Here is a 26,592-nt window from a genome sequence, read left to right on the forward strand (position 1 = left end):
GAATGAAGCACATTCGAAACATATTAAATTCCCGTTCAAAAACTGACGGGAATTTTTTTGTATCTATTCATAATATTCTCGGGTTTAAACCTAAAAATATAGCATATTACAAAAAAGCATTTACCCATCGATCCATGAATATCAAGGATGCGGAAGGACACCCTATTAATTATGAGCGTCTTGAATTTTTAGGTGATGCTATGTTAGGATCTGTTATTGCATCGCATTTATATTCTGAAGTGCCAAGTGGCGACGAAGGCTATTTAACAAAAATGCGTTCCAAAATAGTTAGCCGCGAACATCTTAACGAACTTGGAAAAGATTTGCATTTAATAGACCTGGTTGAAAGTAAAATACCCAAAGGCCATTTTGGCGATAATATTTATGGTAACTTATTTGAAGCATTAGTAGGCGCCATATTTTTAGATCGTGGTTATAAATATTGTGAAAAATTTATTTACAAGAAAGTTATTATCCCTTATGTGGATATTTCACAATTAGAAGGCAAAGTTATTAGCTACAAAAGCTTATTAATAGAATGGTGCCAAAAGGAAAAGAAGGTATTTGATTACAACGTATACGAAGATACAGGAAATGATGATATCCGTCATTTTGCCGTAAAATTGGCCATAGATAATAAAGTTGTAGCCAAAGCTCGAGCCACTTCCAAAAAAAAGGCAGAAGAAAAAGCCTCTAAACGTGCCTTTTTTGTTTTCCAAAAACAAATGTCTAAAGAGAGCTAGAACACAAACTTACGATAACGTTTTCGTAATATTTTCCTGTTAAGTTTAATGTAAACAGCATTTGTTTATAGCTATTATATATTATATTTACAATTCGTTTTGATATTTATGCTCATGCAAAAACTTGACTTGGACGAATTTTTAGATACCATTGATTATGCATTAATTGGTATTCATAGTCCTTTAGAAGGTTACCGATTAGCTTATTTTTTAAATAAAGAATTACAACTTTTTTTATCAAGACAAAAAGCGGATTTAGACTTCGGAAACAATACCCAATATGAAATTTTTGAATGGGTAGATGCGCATAAGTTTGCTACATGGCATTTAGTATCAAATACCTGCCGCGTTGAAATGATGGCAATTAGCAATGATAATTCACTTTTTGGTTTGCAAGAACAGCAGACAACCAAAACCTATTACCTCATTCCCGAGTATAAAACTGTGAATTATTTTTTAAAAATCGCTGATGATGCTATTACAGACGCTCAAGTACAGAAGCTCTTAAAAAAAATTCAATCAATTCCGAATGTCCTCACCACATATCGTGTTAACCCATCGGAATTAAAATCTAAAAACAACTTAATATTCTATTAATGTTAAAAAGAAAAAAAACCAAAATAGTCGCCACATTAGGCCCAGCAACAAGTACAAAAGCCGTTTTAAAAGGAATGCTTGATGAAGGTGTAAATGTCTTTAGAATTAATTTTTCTCACGCAGATTACAAGGATGTAGAGGAGCGGATAGGAATGATTCGTGAATTAAATGACGAATTTGGATATAATGCTGCTATTTTGGGTGATTTACAAGGCCCAAAATTACGAGTAGGCACTATGAAAGGTGAGGTGATTGTAAACGAAGGAGACGAAATTATCTTTGCAACAGGAAAGCGTTTTGAAGGAACCAAAGAACGCGTTTACATGACCTATGATAAGTTTCCGCAAGATGCCAAACCAGGCGAACGTATTCTTTTAGATGACGGAAAACTTATTTTTGAAGTGGTTTCAACCGATAAGAAAACAGAAGTAAAAGCACGTGTTATTCAAGGTGGACCTTTACGTTCTAAAAAAGGTGTTAATTTACCCAATACCAACATATCACAACCGGCATTAACTGAAAAAGATATTGAAGATGCTATTTTTGCTATTAAAATGGAAGTGGATTGGATGGCCTTATCATTTGTACGTCATGCGGAAGATTTAATGCAATTGGAGGAACTAATAAGCAAACATAGTAACCATAAAATTCCAATTATTGCTAAAATAGAAAAACCAGAAGCAGTAGAAAATATCGATAAAATTGTTGCGTATTGCGATGGTTTAATGGTAGCTCGAGGCGATTTAGGTGTTGAAATTCCAGCAGAAGAAGTTCCACTTATTCAGAAAAAACTAGTGTTACGTGCCAAACAAGCACGTATTCCCGTAATTATTGCTACACAAATGATGGAAACGATGATTTCCAGTTTAACACCTACACGAGCCGAAGTAAATGATGTGGCCAATTCCGTTATGGATGGTGCCGATGCTGTGATGCTTTCGGGCGAAACATCAGTTGGGCAATATCCCATTCAGGTTATCAGACAAATGTCTAATATTATCAAAAGTGTGGAGGATTCTAGTTTAATAAAGGTACCACAAATGCCACCGCATATTCGTACTAAACGGTATATTACAAAGTCTATTTGTTATCATGCCGCCAATATGGCTAATGAAATTGATGCAAAAGCTATTTCAACTTTAACCAATAGTGGTTATACGGCATTTCAAATTTCCGCATGGCGGCCAAAAGCACATATTTTAGTGTTTTCATCAAATAAGCGTATTTTAACACAATTGAGTTTGCTTTGGGGTGTAAAAGCGTTCTTCTACGATAAATTTGTAAGTACCGATGAAACCATTGAAGATGTAAATGCTATTGCATGCCAAAAAGGCTATTTGGAAGAAGGTGATATGCTCGTGAGTTTAGCGGCTATGCCAATTCAAGATAAAGGGATGGTAAACACCTTACGGGTTACAGAAATTATGAGTTGTAATTTTTAAGGATTATCAATTTCTTTTTCTATTTGAGTAATCAATTTCTCTAGAAGAAGATTGAGTGATTTTAAATAATATTCACCAGTATTTAAAGTTTCCAGTTTAAAGGTTGCAACATTCCATAATTCCATACTACTTATTAGATTGTTATAATCAGTTTTAGGGCCACCTTGTATTAAACCATCTTTATAATAATCTACAGCTATTTCGCTATAATTAATGTTTTTTACAAAAAAAGGTTCAATAGTATTGGTGTATTGTGTTTTGGTATAATCATTTTGAATATCTGAAAAATCTCTAAATTCACTCAAGTATTTTAAGTATAATTTAAGGGAGTCATTTTTTATTTGAGATTGCAAGTTCTGATTGATAAATTCATCGGTAACAGGAAAGGAAAGTGTGATGCCCCAAAATGTAGCTGTATTTCCTAAAAGCTGTTTAAGTGCTGGAATAGAATCTGGATTTTTAGTATCTAATATTTTTAAAATGCGTTTGCCATTTTCAATTTCAGAAGCCACGTTATCTTTAGCATAGTTTAAATCTTCAATCTGTTTTTTCAGTTCCTCAGAAATACGTATTAAATAATCAGTTTTTCTATTTGTTGTAATTCTATTAGAGTTCCAGTTGTTGATGCTTAAAGCTATTAAAATTCCGATTACTACAAGTATAATTTCACCAACAGCATATTTAAAATAAGTTGAGGTTTTACCCATTGAAAGTAAATTTTGTCTGATTTTTCTGAAGAACTTTATCACGGATTGGTTTTTATATAACTGTTTGATTAAAGGTTGGTTGTGTTTGTAACGAAGTTCGCCTTTTTAATTAAGAAAATCAAATTCCTAGAAATCAAACTGTAACTGTACACTAACCGCTTTTTTTTCTTCTGGTTTTTTCTTTTTTTTATCGGTGTTGAGGTTGGATAATGAGATTCCTAAAAGTCGCACCGAATTTTGCATACTTTCCTGAAACAATAAGTCTTTGGCTGTTTCCAAAATAATATTGGCATCACTGACAAAATACGGTAGGGTTTTACTGCGCGTTTGCATGGTAAAATCGCTATATTTTATTTTTAAAGTAACGGTTTTTCCAGCTACCTTACTTTTTTTTAAACGTCTAGACACTTCGTGTGCAATGTGTTCTAATTTTTCAAGCATGAAAATTTCGGAAGATAAATTTTCACTAAACGTGCGTTCTGCAGCTAATGATTTTCGAATTCTATTTGGTTTAACTTCGCTGGTATGAATTCCGCGAACCACGTGGTAATAAAAACGACCAGATTTGCCAAAATGCATATCTAGGTATTCTATGGTTTTAGATTTTAAATCGCTTCCCGTAAAAATACCAAGCTGATACATTTTCTCGGCAGTTACTTTCCCAACACCATAAAATTTACGAATATCTAAACCTTCTAAAAACGGTAAAACATCTTCAGGATTTACGGTTTTTTGGCCATTTGGTTTGTTGTAATCACTAGCAACTTTGGCTATAAATTTATTAATTGAAATTCCTGCGGAAGCTGTTAAGCCTACTTCATTAAAAATGCGTGTTCGGATTTCTTGGGCTATTAAACTCGCACTCGGATTACCTTTTTTATTTTGGGTAACATCCAAATAGGCTTCATCTAAAGAAAGCGGTTCCACCAAATCAGTATAATCGTGAAATATGTTCCGAACCTGTTTAGAAATTTCGTGATATCGATCAAAACGGGTTTTAGTAAATATTAAGTCAGGGCACAAACGTCTGGCTTGCATGCCGCTCATGGCACTACGAACGCCAAACTTCCGAGCTTCATAACTAGCAGCACTAACTACACCACGATTACCAGAACCACCAACAGCCACTGGCTTCCCTTTTAATTCTGGATTATCCATTTGCTCAACAGACGCGTAAAAGGCGTCCATATCTACATGAATAATTTTTCTAATGGGAAATGTGTCTAGCATGATGTAAATTTATAATATCTTTAGCATATAAACAGGTCATTATGGGTAAAACAGCTATCATTTTAGGTGCAACAGGATTAACAGGCGGTTTGCTTTTAGAACAACTTTTGGACGACAACAGATATGATAAAATTAAACTGTTTTCACGATCTACTTGTGGTATTCATCATCCAAAAATTGAAGAACATTTGGTGGATTTATTCGAATTAAAATCCCACCAAGAACAGTTTACAGGCAACGTGGTGTTTTGTTGTATTGGTACCACCAAAGCCAAAACACCGGACCAGGAAACCTATTTAAAAATTGATTATGGTATTCCTGTTTCTGCTGCCGAAATGGCTAAAGAAAATGGCATTAAAACCTATATCGTGATTTCCGCATTAGGTGCTGATAAAAACAGTAAGGTGTTTTACAGTCGTACAAAAGGAAGGATGGAAGAAGCTGTTTTGGCACAACACATTCCAAACTCATATGTGCTGCAACCATCTCTAATTGGAGGTAGTCGTGATGAAAACCGCTTGGGTGAAAAACTGGCTAAGATGGCTATGGCTGTAATTAATCCATTTTTAATAGGTTCATTAGCTAAATACAAATCCATTCAACCAGAAACCATTGCTAAATGCATGATTTTTTTGGATAATAACAGCTATCCAGATAGTCGGATTTTATCTGATGATATTAAACAGATTGTAAATTGATAATGCATTTTTGCTTTAGCGAAACCTTTAAATATGATTGAAATAGAACGCAAATTTTTAGTTACCTCTCAACAATTTAAAACCGAAGCCATTCGAAAAACACGGATTAAACAAGGGTTTTTAAATACAGATAAAGCACGAACGGTTCGTGTGCGTCTAAAAGGAGAAATAGGTTTTATAACTGTTAAAGGCGCTTCTACCGATGATGGTTTATCACGTTTTGAATGGGAAAACGAGATTTCAAAAACAGATGCTGAAGCCTTATTGAAATTATGCGAAACCGGCATTATTGATAAAACACGTTATGATATAGAAGTGGGTAATCACCTATTTGAAGTCGATGAATTTTTTGGTGATAACACGGGATTAATTGTTGCCGAGGTAGAATTATCGCATCCAACCGAAATATTCAAAAAACCAAATTGGCTTGGTAAAGAAGTAACAGGTATTACCAAATATTATAATTCAGAATTAAGTAAGAACCCATTTAAAAACTGGAACTCATGAAGAAAATAATTTTATTAAGTTTTAATTTATTAGTCCTATTAGCTTGTAAAAAGGAAACGGCAAAGCTAACAAACGAGAAACCGATAGATTCGGTTCAAATAAAAGTTGCATCCAGTGAAAAGTCCACTCTAACTTTAAAAAATGAGTTAACCGAACAAGGTTTTGAAATTTTTGATTATGTAGATGAGAAAACACAGGATACCATTTTAATGCAGCAGTACTTTATGGCTTTTTTAAAAAAAGGACCTGTTCGGTCTCAAAATGAAGCAGAAGCGGCTAAACTTCAAAAACAACATTTAGCACATTTATCTAGAATGTATGAATTAGGTTATGCTGATATTTCTGGACCTTTTGGAGACGATGGTGATATTCGTGGGATTACTATTTACAATGTGCCAACATTTGAAATGGCTGATAGCTTGGCAAATTTAGATCCTATGGTAAAATCTGGGAGGTTAGTTATTGAAATGCACCCATGGTGGGCAGCAAAAGGATTTCCATTACGTTAATGAAGCAATTAAAAATAGGTATTCAAGTTTTAATTATTATTGCTGTACTCATTCATTTTACGGTTAAAGATTACTGCTATGCATCTGCCATCATCTTTTATGCCTTTCCGCTTCCAATTATTATATTATTAGTAGCATTCTCAATAATTATTATTAAAAAGTGGCGCAAAATTTCTATTTTATGTCTACTCGTTTTAAGTGTCATCTGGTATTTTAAAAGCTATGTTTCAAACCATGAACACACAAGTAAAAATGGTTTGGAAATTGTGGTTTGGAATGCTGGACATAATCAAAGTTTTCAAGATGCTTTTCTTGAAAATAATCAGATTCCTGATGTCTTGGTTTTAATAGAATGCAATTTAAAATCCATTCAAAAAACGCAAAATACATATCCAAATTATTACTTTCACTTATCGGAAGAAGAAATAGGAATATTCTCCAAAACGCCTCTAAAAATTATTAGTGAAATTACTTCTGAAACCAATTCTACCGTTTTAAAATTTGCTACAAATAACATCATTTTTTATGCAGTTGATTTAACGGCTGAAATATTTAATTCCAGAAAAGAAGAGCTTCAATTTGTATACTCAAATATAGAATATCATAATAATTCGGTTGTTTTAGGCGATTTTAATACACCTTTAGAATCCATTTATTTCGAAAATTTTAAACGCAATTACAATCATGCGTTTTCTGTTAAAGGAAAGGGCTTTAAAGAAACTTGGTTTTGGAATTTACCACTTTTGTCACTGGATCATATTTGGGTGTCTCATAATTTGAAAATAAACAAAACCGATAAAATATCTACTTGGAAATCAGATCACAGTATGTTGCGAACGTTTATAAGTAGACCAACTATTCGGAAATAGTCATCCAGCGTTTGGCTTCATTTCCAAAGGTATCCACAACCGTTAGCAAATGTTTTCCTTTTTGAGGAATAATTCCAAATTCATGGATATTTTGCGTACTCCCTAAAAACTGCTCATTCAAATACCAAAATACGGTGGTTTCAGGTTTGGAATGTGCTATTTTTAATATGAGTTCATTAGTTTTTCCTCCAAAATCCTTCGGAAGGAAAATGGTGTTGTTATCATTGGGATACATGAATTGCATAGAAACGGCATTTTCTCCTAAACAATCTGCTCTAAAAGGTGGTAAGGGTTTGTAAAAGGGATTTTTGGTTTTATAATAATAAGCCATTAATGGTGGTAATACAAACCACGATTTATGCGAAATATCGGCAATAGACTCACAGGAGGAATTCACTTGAAACTGCTCTAAATTATCTAAATGAACCAATACATGATACGGACAAGGCTTGGTTTTTAATCCCGAAACTTGAATAAATTTTTGTTCTACCGCATCACAATTTGGCGATGCACGATGACCACTTTTTTTACAAATACTAACTTCCTGCATCTCATCAAACGGTTTTGAAAACCAATCGCTATGCGGTAATAGATTAAATACATCAAATAAAATGGGTGCAGCAGTTTGCACACCTACCAAGCCAGGTCTGCCCTCACCATCTGCATTACCAACCCAAACACCAACCACATAATCTTTAGTTGTTCCAATAGCCCAAGCATCACGGAAACCGAAACTCGTTCCTGTTTTCCAGGCTATTTGTTTAGAGCCATCATAAAATTCCCAATTATCATCACCTTCTGGTCTGTTTACGGTTTTCAAACTTTCGTAGGTTAAATAGATGGAAGCGGCATCAATAAGCGTTTTATCGGCTGTTTTTTTTCCGAAGTCGACTGTTTGGGAGTTGATGAAAATGGGTTCCGTAAATTCGTTACTAAAATATTCACTAGATGTTTCCGAAAAATGATTTAGGGTTGAAGATAGCGCAGCATAACTTTTACATAAATCCCATAAATTACTTTCAGCACCTCCTAAAATAAGCGATAATCCATAATAATTGGCAGATTCCGAAAGGTCTTTAAGCTCAAGTTTTTTTAGATATTGATAGAAGGGATCTAATCCAAATTCCTGCAACATTCTAACCGATGGCACATTTAAAGAGCGTGATAAGGCGCGACTAGCCGGTACGGCTCCATCATAAGTTTTGTTGTAGTTTTCGGGATTATAACTTCCATACTGTGTTGGTATGTCCGCAACTAATGTGTTTGGTAATAAATCGCCAGCATCCAACATAGCAGCATATAAAAAAGGTTTTAAAATACTGCCTGTACTTCTTGGTTTATCAATAATGTCCACATCTTTTTGGTGTAATTTGTCTGTTGGCGTATTTCCAACATAAGCCAAAACCTTTCTGGTTTTAACATCTAAAACTAACACAGCTGCATTGTGAATCCCGTTTTGCTTTAGTTGATTATAATGTGTTTTTACAAGTTGATTCACGCGCTCTTGTAAATGATTATCAACCGTTGTTTGTACGCGTTTTCCCGAATGTATTGTTGCTACTTTTTGTAATAAATGTGGAGCCGTTTGTGGCAATGCATACGGTTTTTGTGGTAAGCCTTCAGCAATTGATAATTGATAGGTTAAAGAATCTATAGTCCCATTATCTCGTAATTTTTTGAGCAAACGATTGCGCTTATTACGTAATTGTTCTTGATTTTTTCCAGGATAAATTAAACTTGGCGCATTGGGTAAAACGGCTAAAGTTGCATGTTCTGCCCACGATAATTGATTGGCATCGCGATTAAAATACCGCCAAGATGCGGCATCCAGTCCAACCACGTTTCCACCAAATGGTGCATTGCTGGCATAATAGGCTAAAATTTGATCTTTGCTTTCGCGAAGTTCTAAACGGGTTGCTAAAATAATTTCAATAACTTTTTCAAAGTAGGTTCTATTTTGGCCTTTTCGGGATAAACGGATTACTTGTTGTGTGAGTGTGCTTCCACCGCGTTTAATACCGTTAGATTTTAAGTTCTCTTTAAAGGCTTTAAAAATAGAAATTGGATTAAAACCAGGATGTTTGTAGAAATAGGCATCTTCAAAAGTAATAATACAGGTTTTAAATTTTTCTGGAATAGAATCGTTGTGTGGAAATCGCCATTGACCATCACTAGCAATTTGTGCACCTAAAAGACGATTGTTTTGGCTAGTAATGACTGTCGCTGTTGGATCTGTAAATAATGGATTGGGTAAACAGAAATAATAGGCAATAAGTAATAGGAATACTATTACCGATTTTATTTTGTTTGCTTTTATGTAAGATATAATCTTCTTCATGTAGACTCCTACTCTCGTAGGAATTCGTATTCCCGTTCCACTTTACAAATCCGAACGTGATACCAATTATACCAGTGTTCACGACCTTTCTGTTGCGCAATTATATGTTCACTTTCTTGTTTCCAATTTTTAATGGCATCTAAACTTTCCCAATAGCTAACGGTTATACCCAAACCGTCTCTGGCGGATTCTATGCCAATAAATCCGGGTTGTTGTTTGGCAAGTGTCTCCATTTTTTCTGCCATTTCAGGATAACCTCCAATACAGTCTGTTTGTGTTGAGGTAAAAATAACAGCATAATAGGGTTTTTGATTTGTCATGGTTTCTTAATTCAAGCGAAGGCAGGAATCTTGTTGTTTAATTATATAAATTTACTTCTTTGAATTACTATTAGATTCCTGCTTTCACAGGAATTCTATTTTTCAACAGTAATCCATTGTCCTTTATTTCGCACTAAATAATCATTATCATACATAGCTTCCGCTTGAATGCCAGGTAAATAATAGGTTCCTAAAAAGGAAGCATTTAGCATAATATGAAAAGTTTTACTGCCTTGATTTCCTTTTTGCGGCAAATCGAAATAGTAATTCACCTCATTATCACGAATATCGGTGTAACGTGCTTGACTCGTTGTTGCCGCACCAAAATCGGTAAAACGGGTATTAATGATCTCCCAACCAGATGGAAATAATTGAGTGAGTGCCACATCGTTTATATTTTCATTTTTAAGATTGCTAACTGTAATGCTTGCCACAAAATCCTGACCTTGTTTTAAATTGGAAATATTAATTTTAGAGCCAGTTAAATCTTTATAGTTGACGGAAACACTCAATCCACGTTGTTCCGTGAGCTCTTGACCAAGTGGAAGTTTCCCAGAATTAAGCACACGTACATACACCAAATTGGCTTTTTTATTTGTGAATGTTAATTCATTTGTGCCATGATATATCGGTAAATCACGTTGCGCAATAGCCGATTTCGATTGGATAGTTTCAGATTTACCGTTGATGGTGTACGTAAGATTTAAATCTTTGCCACCATTGGCTTCCACCATTTTTGCCATAGCCAACAAGCTATAAGCTGTTGTTTGGGTACTCATCCAACGGTTGCTCGATAAATCATTCGCTATAAGTTCTGCTAACTCACGTTGCTGTGGGTTTTTAGTCAGCACCATAGTTTCCAAAGCCATGGCGCGATTTCTATCTACCGATCCGTAGGTGTAGTAATTATATTTTGGTGGTTGAAAATTAATATTAGCAGTTTTTGAAATGGCTTGACTCGCCTCATTTTGTCCTGCCAACGCATAAGCTGCTGCCAAACGCCATTTGGCTTCGTTGGATATTTCAGAAAACTCACGTAACCGGTTCATAGCCGCTAAATCTGCTTGTCCAGCTAAAGCCAATGTGTAAAGTCTGTAGGCTTGTGCTAAATCTGAATTATAGGTTCTGTAACTTGGTCGCCAATCACGAGCCGCTTGTTTTTGATAGGTTATCCAATTGTTCTTAAATGTTAATGGTAACACATAGCCTTTCTTTTCTGCTTCTAGCATAAAGTGTCCAGCAAAACTGGTAGACCAATCGTTTGCAGTGTTTTCGCCCATCCAATAACTCATACCACCATTAGGCATTTGAAATTGCGCCAAACGTTTGATGCCACTTTCAATGTTTTTCTGAATATCTTGTTTTTTGTCTAACGTTAAATCGAAAATATCGTTTAAATATAATTGTGGAAAAACACCTGATGTGGTTTGTTCTAAACAGCCATGTGGATATCTAATCAAGTATTGTAAACGTCTTGTAAAATCCATAGGTGGTAAGGTTGAAAATTCTACCGTAGCTGAATTGGTTCCTATTTCACCAAAGGTTGTAAAGTTTAGTGTTTCTGAATTATTTGCAGCAACCGATTTATCAATGGATTTGGACGATATCGGATTCGGGTTCAAGACATCAATCTCAACTTTATAGGTCGATTTTTCGCCGTTACCTTTGGCAATAACTTCAATAGTATTTGAGCCTTTCGCTTGACTGACATCTAATTCAAAATAGCGCATTTTTTCGTCTGGCTTATCGAAGGTGATATTTTGAGTTTTTTCGCCAACTACAGAAATTCCATTGCTTAATTTCAAACTGATTTCTACATTTTTCACTTTGTTTTCCATAGCAAAAACAGTAACAGGAAGGGTTACTTTTTCTCCTGGACTTAATTTTCTTGGTAAAGAAGCTAAAACCATAAGCGGTTTTTTAACCTGAACCGATTTATCTACACTGCCATAGGCTTCGTTGTTAGCATTTCCAGCGACCACCATAGTCCGAACTGCTCCAATATAATTTGGTAATTTTAAGGTATGCGATTTGTTTTCGCCCGCCTTCAAACTAAAAGGCCCTAAATACGTTACAACCGGTTTAAAGCGATTGGCTTTTTTGTTTTTACCGGCTGCAGCATTACCGTCACCACCAATTGCGAAAACCTGATCGATACTTCCAGAGTAGGCGCCAATTATAGCATCAAAAATATCCCAGGTTTTAACGCCTAAGGCTTCACGTGCATAAAATTCATCCCACGCATTTGGCGTTTTAAAACGCGTTAAATCTAGCAAGCCTTCTTCTACCATAGCAATGGTGTAGGTCATGGCTTTGTTATTTTTTTCGGAAACCGTAACCTTAAATTCCTGTTCAGGTTGTAACACGTCTGGCATTTTAAGTTGTGGTTGCAGTTTGGTGTTTGGATCTTCAACCATTAATGGAATAACACCAAATAAACGAATTGGTAAATCGTTTGCTGTTATAGCATGCGGCTGTAAAAGTGACATATTAACAAACACGTTTGGTGCCATTTCGGGCGTGATTGGGATGGTTACTTTGGTTTCGCCTAGAAGCGTTTTTACCCATTTGGTTTCTAACACTTCGGTACCATTTTCCACACTTACCAACGCACGACCTTCACTACCTGAATTAAATGTAATGGTAGCCGTTTCGCCAACATTATAGGTTTCCTTATCTGCTGAAAATACCAGCATCTTTGCTGCTTCTTTGTCGCTAGTTGGTGCTTTTTGCCACCAGTTTTTATAAAAGTAAGCCGTACGTCCTGTAGCATGGCCACTTACGGGATCGATAACACGAATGAGATAACGTCCACCTTCTTCGTCAGGAATTTTTATATTGAAACTTCCTTTGCCTTGGGCATTGGTGTTTACTTTACTATCTAAATACGGTCTGTGGTAATTACTGGAAACGTAACTCGATAGGTTATCTTCAGAAGCATTCCACCACCAACGCCATTCAATTTTATAAATTTTTACTTCTAGATTATTGCGTTGAATAGGTTTTCCATCTTTATCCACAACAACTACATCAAAGGTTTGATTTTCGTCTGTAAAAAAGGAACCATAAGCTTTTGGTTCTGGCGATTGTAAACCTACAAAGGACTCGTAAGGTGCAAACGGCATGGTGAAAGCGTCCATGGAAAAGTCGCCACCATTTTCAAAAGCACGTACTAAAAACTGCACGTTTAACATGCCAGGTGCATTTTTGCCAACCTCTAATTGATTATTTATTTTTGCGATACCTTCGGCATTCACATTTCCTTCAAAAACGGTTAATTCTTCGGTTTCAAATTCCCGTGTTGGATCGGAAAATAGGTAGTTTTTGTAGTTTTGGAATCTAGAATTGGAGCTACTAATTTTTGCTTTAATTTCAGCTTTGAGATTTTTTCCAGGTGCGCCATGTAGCCATTTCACATCTAGTGTTCCAGCTAATGGTTGATTGTTGGTTAAAATCTCGTTTTCAAAATCGACATTAATTTTAAGACGATTTGGTTTAACGGTTTCAATCTTTAATGTTTTAAAAAATGTAGCACCACCAACGGAAACTTTGGCGTTGTAGTTTCCGGTTTTATCTTCTTTGTTTGTAGGAACTGTAAATCTATAAAAATTATTAAGGTTGTCGGTAGTGATATTTTTGTATGTCAGTTTTCCATTTGAGTCTGTGATTTCTAGTTTCACAGGATGTGCTTTCGGTAATTTATTTGCTTTATCATTCAGCATAAAGGTTAAATGAAGTGTGTCTCCAGGACGCCAAACACCACGCTCGCCATACAAATAGCCTTTAAGTCCGCGTTGCATTTTATTACCAGAAACATCAAATTTACTTAAGGATAGTGAGTTGCCATCTGCGAGTTTTAAATACGAGGTATTATTGCCTTTTTTTACAATGGCAAAAGCTGCATGTTTGTCCGCATCAATGGTTAATAAGCCTTCCAAATCGGTGAAAAGTGTTACCATTTCCTGTTGCTGAAAATTATAAAGTGTTACGGATGCATTGGCTTCGGGATTGGTGTTTAGAATATTGGTAACCGCAAAATAATAGGAATTATTCTCGCCACGTTTGGCAATAACACCCAAATTGGAAGCCAGTAAGTTTTGAGATACGACGCGGTTTTCATTATAGTAAGCTACATGACATGGATTTTCACGCTCGCGCCAATTGTATGGATAGTTTTTGTAGTTGTAAATTAAATTATCCCAATAGGCTTCTTCTCGTAAATCGTCATCTTCGGTGTAGGATTCTTCGTTATAATCATGACCATAATAATCATCTTCATAGTAGTAATCGTCATAATCATCATTACTAACTGACGCTGTTTCATTTGTGCTACAATCGTATAATGAATAGTCTTTGTTGAAACTTAATTCCACACGGTAAATGGCTCCAGGATTGGCCGTAAAGAATTTGGATAAATCAATGCTATAAGCACGCCATTTCCCAGTGTTTTCAGCTGCCGATTGCAGTTCTATAGTTTGTTTAGCAATCCTGCGACCTACTTGCCGGATATTATAAGAGTTGTTACTATCTAAATTATTTTCCTGCAAAAACTGTAATATATTATCTTGATATATTTTAATAATACGGACATCGACCGCTTTCAGGTTTACCGCTTCAAAATTAAATTTAAGCTGCTTGGAATTTGGTAGAATACTTCCGTTGCTAATTAAACGGACTTGTGGTTTTAAGTTTTCAAAGGTAATTTTTTCTGAAAACGGTTTCTTTAATTTAAAACCATCTGTATTGGAAATACCTTGAAAAACGTCCACTTGAATATTGCCAACTAATTTGCTTTCAGGATAGACTTTTAAAATATTGCCTTCAACAATAAATTTGGGGTTTTTGCTTTTCTCAATGGTTACTAGACCATCAAAATTTTGCTGTTTTTTAAGCGGGTCCGAGAAGTTAATGGAGACGTATTGTTCGGGTAATTGAATCACTTCCATATCCACAATGGTGAAATTATTGATACCAGGAATTGTCAAAGTATTTTCACCTGTATTGTCAGCATTAATGGCTTCACCTTGCCATTTAACTAAAATTTCAGAATCCTCTATTTTTCTATGAATACTGTCTATTTTGAATTCAAAAATGCGTGATGTTTGGTTGTATTCATTAAAAACTATCTGTAATTTTTTGCCATTTTGTGAAGCTTCTACTAATTGTTTAGCTTGTTGTAATGAAATGACATCTGAAGCACGCAAAACTGCTTCAACATACTGCCATTCCTTGCTGTAAGATTGCAAATGAGTAGTATTAATTGTGAAATTTGGCGTGATGGTTTTAAACTGAAAGGTGTAATTGTCAAAATCATTCGGTATGTCATTGTAAATATTTTTCAGCTTTACGGTAACCGTATATTCTGTGGCAGGTTCTAGTGGCTCATCTGGAGTAAACAGGATTGATTGCTGATTAACAACCACTAATTTTCCAGAAACATGTGGTGAAATGTTTACAATATCATCCAGTATTTCCTGTTCTATTTCCCATTTTTCAACGGGTTTCGTTAAATTAATTTGGATAGGGTCGGCAATAGAACTTAAGCCAGAGGTTGTATAACTTATATATTCGCGAAATTTAAAAAGATTGTCGGTTTTGGTATCCTCCTTTTTACAAGACACCAAAACAGATAGGATGACAATGACGGTTACGATTTTTTTAAATGACATATGCGGATAATTTTTATTGAATAACTATAACTAATGTGTTTTTCTAACATTTTTTATCAGAAAACTCTAATTGTTAGGATCATTGTTAAAACCATTAATTATCATTTTCTTTATAAATACCGATGGTTAATTTGCCTTTGTCATTCATAGATGCACGATACATGCCAGCTGTATTAAATTCCATAACCAAATTGCCATATTTGTCTACCGCAATAATCCCGCCATCACCACCAAGTTCAGGAACTTTTTTTTGGATGACCTCACGTGCTGCTGCTTGGAGCGATAAACCTTTGTAGTCCATTAAAGCTGAAATATCATGAGCTACCATAGCACGAATAAAAAATTCGCCCCAACCAGTACTAGAAACGGCACAAGTATTATTGTTGGCATAGGTTCCTGCCCCAATAATTGGTGCATCGCCAATGCGTCCCCAACGTTTATTGGTCATTCCACCTGTTGAGGTTCCAGCTGCTAAATTGCCATTTTTATCCAAAGCCACACATCCCACCGTTCCAAATTTAGAATCTTTAATAGTGCCATCATAAAACGCTGATTTCTTATTTGTTTCCTCTTCACGTTCCTTTACTCGCTTTAAGCTATTAAATCTGTTCTCCGTAAAAAAGTAAGTAGAGTCTACAATTGTTAACCCTTGTTCTTGGGCAAATGTTTCGGCACCTGAACCAGATAGCATGACATGTGGTGAGTTTTCCATAACAGCTCGTGCTAAATTTATGGGATTTTTTACTGTTCTTGTTCCAGCTGATGCTCCAGCATTTAAAGTTTTTCCATCCATGATGGATGCATCCAATTCATTGGTTTCGGCATGGGTAAACACGGCACCTTTTCCAGCATTAAATAGCGGTGAATCTTCTAAAATTGTAATTGTTTTTTCAACGGCATCCAAGCTACTACCGCCTTCACTTAAAATTTTATGTCCAATACGAATAGCTTCCTCAAGTTTGGCTTTATAGGCTGCTTCATCTTCTGGAGTCATATTTTTTTTCAAAATAGTACCAGCACCACCATGAATAACAATGGCAAATTCGTTGACTTTAATTTTAGTACTATCAACAGTTGTTTTATGTTGCTTGTGTGAAATAGCGTTTAATTCTTCTTTGTTTTTACATGTAGAAAATAAAACGAAGATGGCTATTAAAAGGAGGGTGTTTTTCATGGTTAATTTCAATTAAATGAGAACTTAAAGTTAACAATTTTTAGGATGTTTCCCTTTAGTAAGGCCACATTTATTAGTATATTCGCAAATAGTAAGAATAATAATTAAAAAAAATAGATTTATGCAAGCAGTTGCAACAGATTTCGGAATTGAAAAAGCCTTAAAAGCATTAGGTGTTAAAGATATAAATGAAGGAACATCAACAGGTTCCAATAATTTTTCAAGTGGTGATGTTATTGAGAGTATTTCACCAGTAAATGGAAAGTTAATTGCTAAAGTTAAAACAACTACTAAAGCAGATTATGAAAAAGTAATGGATGCTGCAACAGCTGCTTTTCCGGTTTGGAGGGCTATGCCAGCACCACAACGTGGTGAAATAGTTCGTCAATTTGGTAATAAATTACGTGAATTAAAAGAACCTCTAGGGAGATTAGTATCTTTTGAAATGGGTAAATCCCTTCAAGAAGGATATGGAGAAGTTCAAGAAATGATTGATATCTGCGATTTTGCCGTTGGATTATCTAGACAATTAAACGGACAAACAATTCCATCGGAACGCCCTGGTCATGTTATGCGAGAACAATGGCATTCTTTGGGTGTGGTTGGTATAATTTCAGCATTTAATTTCCCAGTAGCTGTTTGGGCCTGGAATACCGCTTTAGCTTGGGTTTGTGGTGATGTTTGCGTTTGGAAAGCTTCTGAAAAAACACCATTATGTTCTGTAGCTTGCCAGAATATAATAGCTGGAATATTAAAAGAAAATAATTTACCAGAAGGTATTTCTTGTATTATAAATGGAGATTACAAGGTTGGTGAAATGATGACGACTGATACACGTATTCCATTAATTTCTGCTACAGGATCTACACGAATGGGTAAAATTGTAGGTGTAACTGTTGCAGAACGTTTTGGAAAATCATTATTAGAATTAGGTGGAAATAACGCCATTATTATCACACCAACTGCCGATTTAAAAGTAGTAGTTCCAGGTGCTGTATTTGGAGCTGTAGGAACTTGTGGACAACGTTGCACGTCAACACGACGATTAATTATCCATGAATCGGTTTATGATAAGGTGAGAGATGCTATTGTTGGTGCCTACAAACAATTAACTATTGGTAACCCATTAGATGAGAAAAACCACATTGGACCATTAATTGATAAAGATGCTGTAAATACTTATTTATCTGCTATAGAAAAAGCTAAAGCTGAAGGCGGAACCGTATTAGTGGAAGGTGGTGTTTTAGAAGGTGAGGGGTACGAAAGTGGTTGTTACGTTAAACCAGCTATTATTGAAGCAGAAAATCATTTTGAAATAGTACAACATGAAACGTTTGCACCTGTATTATATTTAATGAAATATTCAGGTGATGTGGAAAATGCTATTGATAAACAAAACGGCGTAGCTCAAGGATTATCTTCTGCAATTATGACCAACGAGATGAAAGAAGCTGAAAAATTCTTATCATTTGCAGGTTCAGATTGTGGTATTGCTAATGTAAACATTGGAACATCAGGTGCTGAAATTGGTGGTGCTTTTGGTGGTGAAAAAGAAACAGGTGGTGGACGTGAGTCTGGATCTGATGCTTGGAAAGTGTATATGCGTCGTCAAACAAATACAGTAAATTATTCTGATGAGTTACCTTTAGCACAGGGTATTAAATTCGATTTATAATCAACTCAAATTATAAAATAATAAAAGTCGTTTCGTTCTAAATGCTAGAATTGAAGCGACTTTTTTTATGGTTTTATAAGTCATATCTAAAAATTTAAATAGGTGATACTATATTTTTGCTGGATGAAATCCGTTGTTAAATAACAACGGATTTTTCATTTTTCAAAAGTTACTTAATTTGTTAATAGTTTGGTAAAGTAACCGAATTCTTAAAATTTTGGCGTCTTTTTTGTGTTTGAAGTCGTATATTTTATAGAGAAAGGCTTAAAGTAATGACGGATAAACACATTCAACATCTATATTGGCGTGCAGGTTTTGGACTTCTCCCAAAGCAATTGGCACGACTTTCTGGCAAAAGCAGGAAGGAATTGGTTGATGAGTTATTTTATAATGCACAGCACACATCGCCTTTAACCTTTGACACCTCTTATTTTGAAAATATTACCAGAGAAAAGTATCTAAAAATGAATGTTAAAGAGAAACGTTTGTTTAGAGAAAAATCAGCAGTAAAAGTCCGAGAATTAAATAGCGCTTGGGTGGAAAGAATGGTTAATAATCCCTGTGTACTGCAAGAAAAAATGTTACTTTTTTGGGCCAATCATTTTGTTTGTCAAGACACGAATATCCTTCATGTTCAAAAATACCATAATACATTACGAGAAAATGCTTTAGGGAATTTTGGGGATTTTGTTAAAGCTATTTCTAAAGAAGCTTCAATGATAAAATATTTGGATTTGAAGCAGAATAAAAAGGATAAACCAAATGAAAATTTCTCCAGAGAACTGATGGAACTATTTACATTGGGTGTTGGAAATTATACGGAAGATGATGTAAAAGAGGCAGCAAAAGCATTTACGGGATATAGTTTTGAATTTCAAGGAAATTTCCAGTTTAATGAAAAACAGCATAATGCTGATTTCAAATTCATTTTTAATAAATCTGGGAGATATGATGGTGATATGGTAATTGATATGATTCTAGAAAAAAAACAATGTGCCCAATTTATCTGTAAAAAATTGTACCGTTATTTTGTTAATGATGTGCCCAATAAAACTCATATTGAAGAAATGACGGCTGTATTTTATCCAGACTATAATATTGAAACGGTAATGCGTTTTATATTTATGTCAGATTGGTTTTATGATGAGAAGCATATTGGTACTAAAATAAAATCGCCAATTGAGTTATTAGTTGGAATTCAGAAAGTAACATCATTAGCGTTTCAAAACTGGCAAGATGTAATTTATCTTCAGCGAATGTTAGGCCAGATTTTATTGCATCCTCCCAATGTAGCTGGCTGGGAAGGCGGACAATCTTGGATTAATAGTAATACTATTTTAATGCGTTTAAAATTAGCCTCTTTACTATTGAACGATGGTGTGATTTCAGTAAAAGAGGAAGGCGATTTTTCAGATGCTTTTCAAAATTACTACCGTCGGATAGCTAAAAATAAACTGACAAACACAGAAATTAACTGGAAACGTTTTAATTCCGAATATAAAAATTTAACCTTTTCAGAAATGAAAAAGGTGCTAATTGTGCCACCATTGCGTGAGCAAACCAATGACTACATAAATAAATTGCAAAAAATTTCTATTAAAGACCAATGCATACAACTCATGTCTTTACCTGAATATCAAATGTGCTAAAATGTATACATATGGACAGACGTCATTTTTTAAAAAATACAACATTAGCGAGTAGCTTATTCTTTATTCCTAGTTTTATAAGGGCTTTTGAAGATACCCTTTCTAGTAATTTAGGTTATAAGCGGTTGGTAATAATCCAACTTTCTGGTGGAAACGATGGGTTGAATACAATTATACCTTTTCAAAATGATATTTATTATAGATCGCGACCAAAATTGGCTTTAAAACGTCCCGATTTGATTCCCATTACAGATGATTTAGCATTCCATGGCGCCTTAAAACCCTTAAAACGTTTGTACGATCAAGGTCTTTTATCCATAATTAATAATGTTGGATATCCAAACCCAAACAGATCGCATTTTAGAGCCACAGATATATGGCAAACTGCTAGTCCGTCCAATACGTATTATAAAAATGGTTGGATTGGTCGTTTTTTAGATCAACATGGAAATGAACCTTATAATGCTATCGAATTAAACGAAAGCTTGTCACTAGCTTTACAAGGGAAAAAATTGAGTGGAATGGCATTTGAAAATCCAAATACATTTTATCAACTATCTCAAGACCCATTTATTAAACAAGTCACCAAACAAAATGAAGACACGCATTTAAGTGAGCATAATTTGGGGTATTTGTATAAGACGATGATAGCAGCAGAATCATCGGCAAAATATATCCATGAAAAGAACACGATTAAAAACAGCTCTATAGATTACCCAAAAAATGGACTTGCTTACCAATTAAAAACAACGGCTTCTTTTATTAATTCACGATTAAAAACAAAAGTTTTTTATGCGTCTTTAGATGGATTTGATACCCACGTGAATCAGGTAAATACGCACAGTAAACTATTAAAAACTTACGCTGAAACTGTGGAAGTTTTTGTAAACGATTTAAAAGCACATGGTACTTTTGATGATACATTGATTTTAACTTTTTCGGAATTTGGTAGGCGTGTAAAACAAAATTCAGGTAATGGAACAGATCATGGTACCGCAAACAATGTGTTTGTTATTGGAAATAAATTAAAAAAACCTGGTGTCTACAATCCGTTAGCTAGTCTCTCCGATTTAGATGATCAAGGTGATATAAAATTTGAAATTGATTTTAGAGCCATTTATGCAACCGTTTTAAATACATGGCTGGATGTAGATGCCGAACCTATTTTAAACAACAGGTTTAATCATTTGGATTTTATATAACGGTAGTACCAGAAATTAAGAAACAGTAAGCAATTAGTTTGGGTTAAATAACCAATTATAAAAGCAAAAAGCCTATTCAAAAGTAAAAATACTTCTGTTTAGGCTCTTGTGTATTAGTTGATTAATAGCATTACAAATTTAATTAAAAATAGTTTTAATAGATTTAGAAATACATAACTGGTAACATATTTTTTATTCTTGGTATGTATTGATGTGTAACTAACATTAATTGTATTGTACTTTTCTTAAAATTCGCATGGTTTGCTTATAAAGTAAGTATATTTCAGGATAAATTTTCAGTAGTAACTTGGCATCTATAAGTTTGTTAATGGCTTCTTCAAAATCATTTAAATAGCAAATTAAATAGGTTGCGGGTAAATTTTTTAAATCAATTAGTTCATTATCTGATAAAACGTGTTCATTTTTTATTTTTTCTAATAGGGCATTATTAGCATTGTAAATATGATGTAATACTTTCTTATCATATTGTGGTGGTTTAAAAATAAGCTTACTGGTAATGCTGTATTTTCCTTGCTCTGAAAAGCAAATGGTAGTTTTCTCTAACGGATAATATCTAAAAGCTTTTTGCAACCCTAAATTAATATATTCAACAATTGTAAAGGAATCTTCAGTAAATGATATAGAAACTTCATCTAAGGCAGAATAAAATAATCGGACTTGTTCATTTATAAGTTCAATATCTACTCTAGAATAAAATGTTTCATGTTTGACTACTTTTTTCTGTCCAGCCCAGCAAACCACAAAATACTCTTTAAAAACCTTGTATTGTGGATTGTAGTCTTTTCTGTTTTTTAGAAAATCAAAAACACCATCTAGAGTATATGCTATATTGTTTTGAGAATGTGCTTCAATAGCTTCTACAATATGAGAGTTGACATCGGTAATTTCTATATCAAAAACTTTAGGCATGCTAATGCTGCCATCTCTAAAAAAAACGGCACCACCATAATATTTCCAAATGTTTTTTCGGAGTGATGTTATTTTTCCTGTTGCTCTAATAGTTACCAATCCAACTACTTTATCTTCTGGTAAATGCGGAAACGAAATATTTTCATATTGAACAATTGGTGGATTGGTTAAATACGCATTGATGAGGTTTTGTATTTTACTGTCATCAAAAAAATCAACACCAATAATCTGGCTGTCTTCATCTTCAACACCAATTACTATATAAGAATTGTTTTTAGGATTGCTATTGGAAAGTGCGCAAATATGTTTTAAAAATTTAGCTTTTCCTTCTTTGAGACTAATATCTATTTGACGCTTTTTATCATAGAAACTGTTCTCATCGTTGTGAGCCAGTAAGTTTTTTATGAGGAGGCGTTTGTTTAACATGGTATTTATCGCGAATCCCAATAAATATCAGGAAGTTTTTTTAGGTTTTAGTTAAACTCCTTTTTAACAATCGTACTGCTGGCTTGAGCCGATGGAAACACTAACAAATCGGCAATGTTTACATGAGCTGGTCTGCTAATGGTAAAATAAATAATATCTGCAATATCTTCTGGTTGTAATGCTTTATAGCCTTTGTAAACGGAATTTGCTTGTTCTCCACCTTTAAAACGGACTTGTGAAAATTCGGTTTCTACTAGTCCAGGATTTATGGCACAGACTTTAATGCCATATGGGTTTAAATCTATTCGCATACCTTCTGTAATAGCCAAAACAGCATGTTTACTAGCACAATAAATATTCCCTTTTGGGTATACTTCTTTCCCAGCCGATGAGCCAATATTAATAATATGCCCAGATTGGCGTGTAATCATTTGTGGCATTATTAGTTTGCTTACATATAATAACCCTTTTACATTAATATCCATCATTGCATCCCAATCGTCTGTATTTCCGTCTTGGATGGTATCCATGCCATGGGCATTTCCAGCGTTGTTAATTAAAATATCTATTTGTTTGAATTCTACTGGTAAGCTTTCAAAAGCGGTTTGTGCAGCTTTAAGGTCACGCACATCAAAATTTAATGTATGAACTTCCGTTTGTTTTTGGAGGGCACTTTTTATGGTATCCAAACGGTCTTGACGCCTACCACATAGAATAAGGTGAATACCGTGTTTAGCAAATTCGTGAGCTGTAGCACGACCAATTCCGCTTGTTGCGCCTGTTATTAAGGCAGTTTTATTTATCATCTTTAGTTTGTTATTTCTGTTTTTAATTTTAATGTAAATTATTAAGGAACTTTATGCCCTTGTGAAGCTACTAAAATTAAAAACCAATCCTCTATTTCCAAATCTATTTTTGTTGCTTGCTGTGCCTGTGTAATACGTTCTAAATTAGTGGTTCCAATTACAGGTGTTATGCCGCTAGGGTGTTTTAAAATCCATGCTAAAAGTAATTGATCATGAGTAGCTTGGTATTTTTCAGATAGTATATCTAATTGCTTCTTAATTCGGAGTGTCTGATTGGTATTATCTTTGAAAACACATCCTAATGGTGACCAAGCCATGGGTTTTATTTGGTGTAATTGCATATAATCCAACGTGCCATCATGCATGGCTTTGTGTTGCGTGAGTGAAAATTCAATTTGATTAACAGTAGTAGGAATATATTTTGAAAGTAAGGCTATTTGACTTGCTGAAAAATTAGAAACACCAAAATGTTTAATTTTACCGTCCTTTTTAAGTTTAATAATTGCTTCCGCAATATCGTCAGGTTGCATTAATGGGCTTGGTCTATGTAATAATAAGGTATCTAAATATTCTGTTTGAAGGTTTTTGAGTGACTGCTCGACAGACCAAAAAATATATTCTTTACTATAATCGTAATGTTTAACGCTGTTATTCCTGTTAGTACTCATATATTGAATACCACATTTAGAAATAAATTGAACAGCTTCTCTGCGAATATTTGATTCTTTAAACGCATGTCCAAACTCGTTTTCAGTAGTATAGCCGCCATAAATATCAGCATGGTCAAACGTGGTTATATTTTCTTTAAGGCAATGGTCTAAACGCGCCATCATATCATTTTTTGAAAGTGATTTTCCCCATTGACCCCAAGTCATTGTCCCAGCAATAATTTTTGAATAAGTCATTCTGTTATGCTATTGGTATTGATTGTTAATTTATTTAAAATACCATGCAATTTAATCGTTAGAATGTTTGTTTTTTTAAATAAATAGTTAAATTTTTAATATTTCACTTTAAAAAGACCTCTTAATTTTTAACCAATTATTAACAGCATGAAAGCAAAAATTTTAACAATTTAGCAATCTTAAATAAGCCCATTATTTTAGGGTGTTTTAAATTGAAAAAGAATGGAAGATACGCGTACAATTGACATTGCGTCTATTAACGAGAAAATTGAAAAAGAAAGTGCTTTTATAGAATTACTAATGTTTGAAATGAACAAAGTAATTGTTGGGCAAAAGCACATGTTGGAACGTCTGCTAATTGGTTTATTAGGTCAAGGCCATATTTTACTAGAAGGTGTGCCAGGCTTAGCAAAAACATTAGCTATTAATACACTGTCTCAAGCTGTTCATGGGTCTTTTAGTAGAATCCAGTTTACACCCGATTTATTACCTGCAGATGTTGTTGGTACGCTTATCTATAACATGAAGGAAAACGATTTTAAAATAAAAAAGGGACCCATCTTCGCCAATTTTGTGTTAGCAGATGAAATTAACCGTGCGCCTGCAAAAGTACAGTCGGCTTTATTAGAAGCCATGCAGGAAAAGCAAGTTACCATTGGCGATGAAACCTTTGTGTTAGATAAACCATTTTTAGTAATGGCAACTATGAATCCGGTTGAGCAAGAAGGAACCTATCCGCTGCCTGAAGCACAAGTAGACCGTTTTATGCTGAAAGCAGTTATCGATTATCCAAAAATTGATGACGAACAACTCATTATGAGAGCCAATCTTAAAGGCGCATTCGATAAAGTAAAACCAGTTGTTTCAGTAGATCAAATTTTACAAGCACAAAAGTCCGTTCGTGAGGTGTACATGGATGAAAAAATAGAAAAATACATTCTTGATATAATTTTCGCAACACGCTATCCTGAAAAATATAAATTAGCCGAATTAAAACCACTTATTTCTTTTGGAGCGTCGCCTCGTGGAAGTATTAACTTGGCAACTGCAGCAAAATGTTATGCGTTTATCAAGCGTCGTGGTTATGTAATTCCAGAAGATGTGCGTGCCGTAATTTATGATGTATTGCGTCATAGAATTGGAATAACTTACGAAGCGGAAGCGGAAAACGTAACTTCAGAAGATATTATTAGCAAAATTGTAAATGAGATTGAAGTACCGTAACATGAGTTTTCAGTATTTAGTTACAGTAAACTGTAAAAGGTCTGCTGGAATTTGAATACAAGAAAAACTTAAAACTGCGACTGAACACTGTTTACTGAAGCGATGGATACTAAAGAATTACTAAAAAAAGTACGAAAAATAGAAATTAAGACACGTAGGTTGTCTGATCATATTTTTGGAGGCGAATACCACTCTACTTTCAAAGGTCGTGGTATGACTTTTAGTGAAGTTCGCCAGTATCAATATGGAGACGATGTTCGTAATATTGACTGGAATGTTACCGCCAGAACCAACGAACCACACATTAAAGTATTTGAAGAGGAACGCGAGCTAACCATGATGTTAATGGTAGATGTTTCAGGTTCTGAATTTTTTGGAACTGATTCCCAGTTTAAAAATGAAATAGTAATCGAAATTGCAGCAACTTTAGCATTTTCAGCCACTCAAAATAATGATAAAATAGGTTTAATTCTATTTTCAGATGCTATAGAACTTTACATACCACCCAAAAAAGGACGCTCACACGTTTTACGAATTATTCGTGAACTCATTGAATTTAAACCACAAAGTCAACAAACTAATATATCAGAAGCATTAAAATTCTTATCCAATGTTATGAAACGAAAGGCTATCGTTTTTATGCTCTCCGATTTTATGGCAGACGACTACCGACACAACCTGAAAATTGCTGCTGGACGTCATGACATTTCAGGTATTCGTGTGTATGACAGACATGAAGAAAATATGCCTAATTTGGGTATGGTGCAAATGCTAGACCAAGAAACGGGTAAACGTATGTTGGTAAATACAGCATCAAAACGTGTTCGTTTAGGATATAGTACCTATTATAAAGATCAAGTTGCTTATTTTAAAGAAAGCTTTTCCAAATCTGGAGCAGGTGTTATTGATTGTCGTGTTGATGAGAGTTATGTTAAAAAATTATTAGGCTATTTTAAACAAAGAGGCTAATTG

At 34.4% G+C, this 26,592-nt stretch carries 21 protein-coding genes; 12 read left to right on the forward strand and 9 right to left on the reverse strand.

Features of this window, described 5'->3' with window-relative positions; all coding sequences use genetic code 11:
* The first annotated feature begins 2 nt into the window (after window positions 1–2).
* From rnc to pyk, 3 genes are all read left to right on the forward strand, one after another.
* Window positions 3–743 (forward strand): ribonuclease III, encoded by a 741-nt coding sequence (gene rnc / locus BM239_RS03810; RefSeq protein ID WP_092206296.1) that lies wholly within the window; start codon window positions 3–5, stop codon window positions 741–743.
* 114 nt (window positions 744–857) lie between these two features.
* A complete protein-coding gene (locus BM239_RS03815; RefSeq protein ID WP_092206297.1) occupies window positions 858–1,340 on the forward strand; it encodes an IPExxxVDY family protein in 483 nt (160 codons plus the stop codon).
* A complete protein-coding gene (gene pyk, locus BM239_RS03820) occupies window positions 1,340–2,782 on the forward strand; it encodes a pyruvate kinase (RefSeq protein ID WP_092206298.1) in 1,443 nt (480 codons plus the stop codon). Before BM239_RS03815 ends, pyk begins: the two co-directional genes overlap by 1 nt.
* Here pyk and BM239_RS03825 read toward each other — a convergent pair.
* Entirely contained in the window at window positions 2,779–3,489 is a 711-nt protein-coding gene (locus BM239_RS03825) for a DUF6090 family protein (RefSeq protein ID WP_143094884.1), read from the reverse strand. The two genes, pyk and BM239_RS03825, sit on opposite strands and share 4 nt — an antisense overlap.
* A 126-nt stretch (window positions 3,490–3,615) precedes the next feature.
* Window positions 3,616–4,719 (reverse strand): DNA polymerase IV, encoded by a 1,104-nt coding sequence (gene dinB / locus BM239_RS03830; RefSeq protein ID WP_092206300.1) that lies wholly within the window; start codon window positions 4,717–4,719, stop codon window positions 3,616–3,618.
* A 41-nt stretch (window positions 4,720–4,760) separates the two neighbouring features.
* On the opposite strand from dinB, the gene BM239_RS03835 reads away from it, so the two are divergent.
* Genes BM239_RS03835 through BM239_RS03850 form a run of 4 tightly spaced genes read left to right on the forward strand, consistent with a single transcriptional unit; the run spans window position 4,761 to window position 7,302 of the window.
* Window positions 4,761–5,417 carry an NAD(P)H-binding protein gene (locus BM239_RS03835; RefSeq protein WP_092206301.1) on the forward strand — a complete coding sequence of 219 codons (657 nt, stop codon included), beginning with the start codon at window positions 4,761–4,763 and terminating at the stop codon, window positions 5,415–5,417.
* 33 nt (window positions 5,418–5,450) lie between these two features.
* On the forward strand, window positions 5,451–5,924 hold the full coding sequence (locus tag BM239_RS03840; RefSeq protein ID WP_092206302.1) for a CYTH domain-containing protein: 474 nt from the start codon (window positions 5,451–5,453) through the stop codon (window positions 5,922–5,924).
* On the forward strand, window positions 5,921–6,433 hold the full coding sequence (locus BM239_RS03845) for a YciI family protein (RefSeq protein ID WP_092206303.1): 513 nt from the start codon (window positions 5,921–5,923) through the stop codon (window positions 6,431–6,433). The genes BM239_RS03840 and BM239_RS03845 overlap by 4 nt, the downstream gene beginning before the upstream one ends.
* The gene (locus BM239_RS03850) at window positions 6,433–7,302 is read left to right on the forward strand and encodes an endonuclease/exonuclease/phosphatase family protein (protein ID WP_177208975.1); all 870 of its coding nucleotides are present in this window, start codon (window positions 6,433–6,435) and stop codon (window positions 7,300–7,302) included. The genes BM239_RS03845 and BM239_RS03850 overlap by 1 nt, the downstream gene beginning before the upstream one ends.
* On the opposite strand, the gene pbpC is transcribed toward BM239_RS03850, so the two are convergent.
* From pbpC to BM239_RS03870, 4 genes are all read right to left on the reverse strand, one after another.
* Window positions 7,289–9,640 carry a penicillin-binding protein 1C gene (pbpC, locus tag BM239_RS03855; protein ID WP_092206305.1) on the reverse strand — a complete coding sequence of 784 codons (2,352 nt, stop codon included), beginning with the start codon at window positions 9,638–9,640 and terminating at the stop codon, window positions 7,289–7,291. The two genes, BM239_RS03850 and pbpC, sit on opposite strands and share 14 nt — an antisense overlap.
* Before the next feature lie 8 nt (window positions 9,641–9,648).
* Window positions 9,649–9,960 carry an antibiotic biosynthesis monooxygenase family protein gene (locus BM239_RS03860; RefSeq protein WP_092206306.1) on the reverse strand — a complete coding sequence of 104 codons (312 nt, stop codon included), beginning with the start codon at window positions 9,958–9,960 and terminating at the stop codon, window positions 9,649–9,651.
* Between the two features lie 95 nt (window positions 9,961–10,055).
* Window positions 10,056–15,629: an alpha-2-macroglobulin family protein gene (locus BM239_RS03865; RefSeq protein ID WP_092206307.1), complete on the reverse strand. Its 5,574-nt coding sequence runs from the start codon at window positions 15,627–15,629 to the stop codon at window positions 10,056–10,058.
* A gap of 94 nt (window positions 15,630–15,723) precedes the next feature.
* Window positions 15,724–16,803, reverse strand: coding sequence for an isoaspartyl peptidase/L-asparaginase family protein (locus BM239_RS03870; protein WP_092206308.1), 1,080 nt, complete (start codon window positions 16,801–16,803; stop codon window positions 15,724–15,726).
* Window positions 16,804–16,924: 121 nt separating this feature from the next.
* Here BM239_RS03870 and amaB point away from each other — a divergent pair, with 121 nt between their 5' ends.
* From amaB to BM239_RS03885, 3 genes are all read left to right on the forward strand, one after another.
* Window positions 16,925–18,478, forward strand: a complete 1,554-nt coding sequence (gene amaB, locus BM239_RS03875; protein ID WP_092206309.1) for an L-piperidine-6-carboxylate dehydrogenase — start codon at window positions 16,925–16,927, stop codon at window positions 18,476–18,478.
* Between the two features lie 272 nt (window positions 18,479–18,750).
* Window positions 18,751–20,127 (forward strand): DUF1800 domain-containing protein, encoded by a 1,377-nt coding sequence (locus tag BM239_RS03880; protein ID WP_092206310.1) that lies wholly within the window; start codon window positions 18,751–18,753, stop codon window positions 20,125–20,127.
* An 11-nt stretch (window positions 20,128–20,138) separates the two neighbouring features.
* The gene (locus BM239_RS03885; protein WP_092206311.1) at window positions 20,139–21,329 is read left to right on the forward strand and encodes a DUF1501 domain-containing protein; all 1,191 of its coding nucleotides are present in this window, start codon (window positions 20,139–20,141) and stop codon (window positions 21,327–21,329) included.
* Window positions 21,330–21,554: 225 nt separating this feature from the next.
* Here the strand turns inward: BM239_RS03885 and BM239_RS03890 are convergent, their stop codons facing one another.
* The 3 genes from BM239_RS03890 to BM239_RS03900 are packed head-to-tail and all read right to left on the reverse strand — an operon-like array spanning window position 21,555 to window position 24,396.
* Window positions 21,555–22,685, reverse strand: coding sequence for an ATP-binding protein (locus tag BM239_RS03890; protein WP_092206312.1), 1,131 nt, complete (start codon window positions 22,683–22,685; stop codon window positions 21,555–21,557).
* A gap of 47 nt (window positions 22,686–22,732) precedes the next feature.
* A complete protein-coding gene (locus tag BM239_RS03895) occupies window positions 22,733–23,491 on the reverse strand; it encodes an SDR family NAD(P)-dependent oxidoreductase (protein ID WP_092206313.1) in 759 nt (252 codons plus the stop codon).
* A gap of 41 nt (window positions 23,492–23,532) precedes the next feature.
* On the reverse strand, window positions 23,533–24,396 hold the full coding sequence (locus tag BM239_RS03900; protein WP_092206314.1) for an aldo/keto reductase: 864 nt from the start codon (window positions 24,394–24,396) through the stop codon (window positions 23,533–23,535).
* Window positions 24,397–24,618: 222 nt separating this feature from the next.
* Here BM239_RS03900 and BM239_RS03905 point away from each other — a divergent pair, with 222 nt between their 5' ends.
* Together BM239_RS03905 and BM239_RS03910 are read left to right on the forward strand one after the other, a co-directional pair.
* Complete coding sequence (locus tag BM239_RS03905) at window positions 24,619–25,620, forward strand: AAA family ATPase (RefSeq protein WP_092206315.1); 1,002 nt, start codon at window positions 24,619–24,621, stop codon at window positions 25,618–25,620.
* 102 nt (window positions 25,621–25,722) lie between these two features.
* Entirely contained in the window at window positions 25,723–26,589 is an 867-nt protein-coding gene (locus BM239_RS03910) for a DUF58 domain-containing protein (protein ID WP_092206316.1), read from the forward strand.
* The last annotated feature ends 3 nt before the right edge of the window (window positions 26,590–26,592 follow it).

This window comes from Algorimicrobium echini, from assembly GCF_900115185.1.
Lineage (GTDB): Bacteria > Bacteroidota > Bacteroidia > Flavobacteriales > Flavobacteriaceae > Algorimicrobium > Algorimicrobium echini.

Bases quoted from the DNA above. Each gene is read 5' to 3' on its own strand.
- BM239_RS03825 (WP_143094884.1), bottom strand. From the start codon at position 3,489: ATGGGTAAAACCTCAACTTATTTTAAATATGCTGTTGGTGAAATTATA.
- rnc (WP_092206296.1), top strand. From the start codon at position 3: ATGAAGCACATTCGAAACATATTAAATTCCCGTTCAAAAACTGACGGG.
- pbpC (WP_092206305.1), bottom strand. From the start codon at position 9,640: ATGAAGAAGATTATATCTTACATAAAAGCAAACAAAATAAAATCGGTA.
- pyk (WP_092206298.1), top strand. From the start codon at position 1,340: ATGTTAAAAAGAAAAAAAACCAAAATAGTCGCCACATTAGGCCCAGCA.
- amaB (WP_092206309.1), top strand. From the start codon at position 16,925: ATGCAAGCAGTTGCAACAGATTTCGGAATTGAAAAAGCCTTAAAAGCA.
- BM239_RS03885 (WP_092206311.1), top strand. From the start codon at position 20,139: ATGGACAGACGTCATTTTTTAAAAAATACAACATTAGCGAGTAGCTTA.
- BM239_RS03905 (WP_092206315.1), top strand. From the start codon at position 24,619: ATGGAAGATACGCGTACAATTGACATTGCGTCTATTAACGAGAAAATT.
- BM239_RS03850 (WP_177208975.1), top strand. From the start codon at position 6,433: ATGAAGCAATTAAAAATAGGTATTCAAGTTTTAATTATTATTGCTGTA.
- dinB (WP_092206300.1), bottom strand. From the start codon at position 4,719: ATGCTAGACACATTTCCCATTAGAAAAATTATTCATGTAGATATGGAC.
- BM239_RS03900 (WP_092206314.1), bottom strand. From the start codon at position 24,396: ATGACTTATTCAAAAATTATTGCTGGGACAATGACTTGGGGTCAATGG.
- BM239_RS03895 (WP_092206313.1), bottom strand. From the start codon at position 23,491: ATGATAAATAAAACTGCCTTAATAACAGGCGCAACAAGCGGAATTGGT.
- BM239_RS03845 (WP_092206303.1), top strand. From the start codon at position 5,921: ATGAAGAAAATAATTTTATTAAGTTTTAATTTATTAGTCCTATTAGCT.
- BM239_RS03880 (WP_092206310.1), top strand. From the start codon at position 18,751: ATGACGGATAAACACATTCAACATCTATATTGGCGTGCAGGTTTTGGA.
- BM239_RS03865 (WP_092206307.1), bottom strand. From the start codon at position 15,629: ATGTCATTTAAAAAAATCGTAACCGTCATTGTCATCCTATCTGTTTTG.
- BM239_RS03870 (WP_092206308.1), bottom strand. From the start codon at position 16,803: ATGAAAAACACCCTCCTTTTAATAGCCATCTTCGTTTTATTTTCTACA.
- BM239_RS03860 (WP_092206306.1), bottom strand. From the start codon at position 9,960: ATGACAAATCAAAAACCCTATTATGCTGTTATTTTTACCTCAACACAA.
- BM239_RS03890 (WP_092206312.1), bottom strand. From the start codon at position 22,685: ATGTTAAACAAACGCCTCCTCATAAAAAACTTACTGGCTCACAACGAT.
- BM239_RS03840 (WP_092206302.1), top strand. From the start codon at position 5,451: ATGATTGAAATAGAACGCAAATTTTTAGTTACCTCTCAACAATTTAAA.
- BM239_RS03910 (WP_092206316.1), top strand. From the start codon at position 25,723: ATGGATACTAAAGAATTACTAAAAAAAGTACGAAAAATAGAAATTAAG.
- BM239_RS03835 (WP_092206301.1), top strand. From the start codon at position 4,761: ATGGGTAAAACAGCTATCATTTTAGGTGCAACAGGATTAACAGGCGGT.
- BM239_RS03815 (WP_092206297.1), top strand. From the start codon at position 858: ATGCAAAAACTTGACTTGGACGAATTTTTAGATACCATTGATTATGCA.